Origin of the sequence: Zhongshania sp. (assembly GCF_041623545.1) — a bacterium.
GTDB lineage: Bacteria > Pseudomonadota > Gammaproteobacteria > Pseudomonadales > Spongiibacteraceae > Spongiibacter.
In genome coordinates this window covers 1-2,783 of sequence record NZ_JBFJWS010000373.1, presented here as the reverse complement: position 1 = coordinate 2,783, position 2,783 = coordinate 1, and the positions used below count along the sequence as shown (strand labels likewise).

4 protein-coding genes are annotated in these 2,783 nt (G+C 52.9%); all 4 read left to right on the top strand.

Going from position 1 to position 2,783, the window contains the following annotated elements:
- A partial coding sequence (locus ABYT30_RS18065; RefSeq protein WP_373097885.1) for a hydantoinase B/oxoprolinase family protein occupies positions 1–287 on the top strand: 287 nt, incomplete at its 5' end.
- 195 nt (positions 288–482) lie between these two features.
- Positions 483–815, top strand: coding sequence for a Grx4 family monothiol glutaredoxin (gene grxD / locus ABYT30_RS18060; protein WP_373082388.1), 333 nt, complete (start codon positions 483–485; stop codon positions 813–815).
- 213 nt (positions 816–1,028) lie between these two features.
- Positions 1,029–2,204, top strand: a complete 1,176-nt coding sequence (locus tag ABYT30_RS18055; RefSeq protein WP_373082387.1) for a porin — start codon at positions 1,029–1,031, stop codon at positions 2,202–2,204.
- 45 nt (positions 2,205–2,249) lie between these two features.
- A partial coding sequence (locus ABYT30_RS18050; protein ID WP_373097884.1) for an FMN-binding protein occupies positions 2,250–2,783 on the top strand: 534 nt, incomplete at its 3' end.

Sequence of the window (2,783 nt, the reverse complement as noted above, 5' to 3'; positions counted from 1 at the left end):
GGGTGCGGCGCTACGCAATACGCATCGGCTCTGGTGGCGACGGTCGGTATCGCGGTGGTGACGGCCTGATTCGAGAATTTGAGTTTATGGCGCCCACGCAATTTACCCTACTTACTGAACGCCGCCGGCTCGCACCGTGGGGCTTGGCAGGCGGGAGCGCAGGCGCTGTCGGTAAAAATAGCTTCAATGGTCAGCGCTTGCCGGCCAAGGTCAGCATGACCGCCGTAGCTGGTGATGTGCTGCGGATAGAAACCCCCGGCGGGGGTGGCTGGGGTGAGGGCGTCTGAGGTCTGACGTCTGATGTCGGGCGTCGGACGCAAGGGGCGCCGTTGAATTTATCGTCTGACGTCAGACCTCCGACGTCAGACTTCTGCCCGATCCATTACTTTTGCTTGCGATATTGCTAGAATGGCGCGAATTCTTCCCGATAAGCGCTCGCGTCAATCAGGCCTTATCACTGTTATCAGACAAGTAGGTGGTTCATGGACACAATTGAAGCAATAAAGCAGCAGATTACAGCTAACCCTATTATCCTTTATATGAAGGGTTCGCCAAACCAGCCGCAGTGTGGATTCTCGGCGCGGGCGTCGCAGGCGTTGATGGAGTGCGGTGAGCGTTTTGCTTTTGTTGATATTCTGTCTAACCCAGATATCCGCGCCAAGATGCCTGAGTTCGCAAACTGGCCTACGTTTCCTCAGCTGTGGGTTGCCGGTGAATTGGTTGGTGGCTGCGATATTATTTGTGAAATGCACGAAAGCGGCGAACTGAAAACCTTGGTTCAAGAAACTGCAGCGGCAAACCCCGCCGCCGAATAAGCCTAGTTTCTAGGCAAGCTCGTAAAACCCGATGATTTCCCCATCGGGTTTTTTTTATGCCTCCAGTTACAAATAGTAATGGGAATGCTTTGCATTTAGATTAAGACTTGGTATGCTTTGCCGCGTTTTGTGATGATGCCATCGGTAATTGGCGTTTATTTTAAAAATAAGCGGGCCGTGAGATTCCGCGCTACTGAGACTGGAGAGCTTTTAATGAAAAAGACCGTATTAGCTGCGGCCATTGCTGCCTTACCCTTTGCCGCGTATGCGGAGACCGCGCCGAGCAATGCCGAAATGTGGCAGATCATCAAACAGCAGCAGCGCGAGATTGAGCGTTTGACCGCTGAGCAACAGCAAACTGACAGCAAGATTAATGCTACGGCGGACGCAGTAGAGCGATCTGCCACTGTCGCTGACTGGGCAAGTCGCACCACGATTGGCGGCTATGGCGAGCACCACTTTAATCATTTTAAAGACAAAGACGATAAAGTAGATGCTCACCGCTTTGTAATTTATGTTGGTCACCAGTTTAGCGATACCGTGCGCTTCTTCTCGGAAGTCGAAATTGAACACGGCCTTGTTGAAGACACGGCTGATGGTAGCGGCCCCGGCGAGTTGGAGCTGGAGCAGGCGTATATTGCTTGGGATTATACCCAAGGCCATACTTTGACCATGGGGCAATTCCTTGTGCCAGTGGGTATCTTAAACGAAACCCACGAGCCCGATACCTTCTACGGTGTTGAGCGCAACAACGTCGAAAAAGAAATTCTGCCAGCAACCTGGTGGGAAACCGGTGTGATGGCCAGTGGTGAGATACTGCCCGGGCTTCGTTATAACGTGGCTTTGCACAGCGGTTTAAAAATTGACCCCACGGGTAACGGAGCGGTGCGTGGCGGTCGTCAGAAATCGGCTAATGCAACAGCCGAAGACCTCGCTTACACAGGACGTTTGGTGTTTAACGGTATCAGCGGTTTGGAGTTGGCGGCGACTTACCAGCACCAGCAAGATGTGACTCAGGGCGCAGGCGACGACGGCGAAGCTGACTTGATCGAGTTGCAAGCTCGCTATCAGTGGCAGAATCTGACGCTGACCGCTCTTGCTGCCGAGTGGGATATTAACGGCAGTAACTTTGTTGCCAATGGCAGCGACCAGCAGGAAGGTCAGTATGTTGAGGCGTCTTATAAACTCACGCCATCGCTAGGTGTGTTTGTTCGCCAGGGCGAATGGGATAACCGCGCTAATAGCGGTACCGACACTGAGGTCGAGCAGTTTGACGTGGGTGTGAACTATTGGCTGACCAGTAGCGTGGTGATCAAGGCCGACGTGTCTGAGCAAGACGGCGCCAAGGACGATGATTCAATCAATCTTGGTTTAGGTTGGAGCTTCTGATTGGCTACCTGCCTAATTAGAGCGCCAAAAGCGCGCAGCGGGCTTATGCCCGCTGTTGTCGTTTTTGCTTTGCTAATGGTTTTGCAGTTTGTGGCAATGTCACCGGTACAGGCTGCCAGCGCTGGGCAGTATTTAACGGTGGACGAATTCCTCAGCTTGGGTTTTGGCGAAGACGCCAAGCCGGAGCCTAAAGTGTTGTGGTTAACACCCGCGTTAAAAGCGCGCATAAAGACAATTCGCGGCAAAGAGTTTCCCTTGCTGCGGGTGCGTTACTGGCAGCTTGGTCAAAAAACAGCGTGGATACTGGAAGAAATCGGCAAGGAAATGCCGATTACGATTGGTGTCGTTGTTGATCTGGATAGCGCCGACGGTAAGAGTTTGGCCGTGTCGCGGGTCGATATCCTCGCTTTTCGCGAAAGTCGCGGTTGGGAAGTCCGCCACGACTTTTTTACGGAGCAGTTTAAGGGTGCGGTGCTGGTTCGGGACGACATATTGAGTCAGCATATCGACGGAATTACTGGGGCAACTTTGTCGGTACGGGCAGTAAAACAAGTCGCGCGTATTGCATTACTCCTTGCG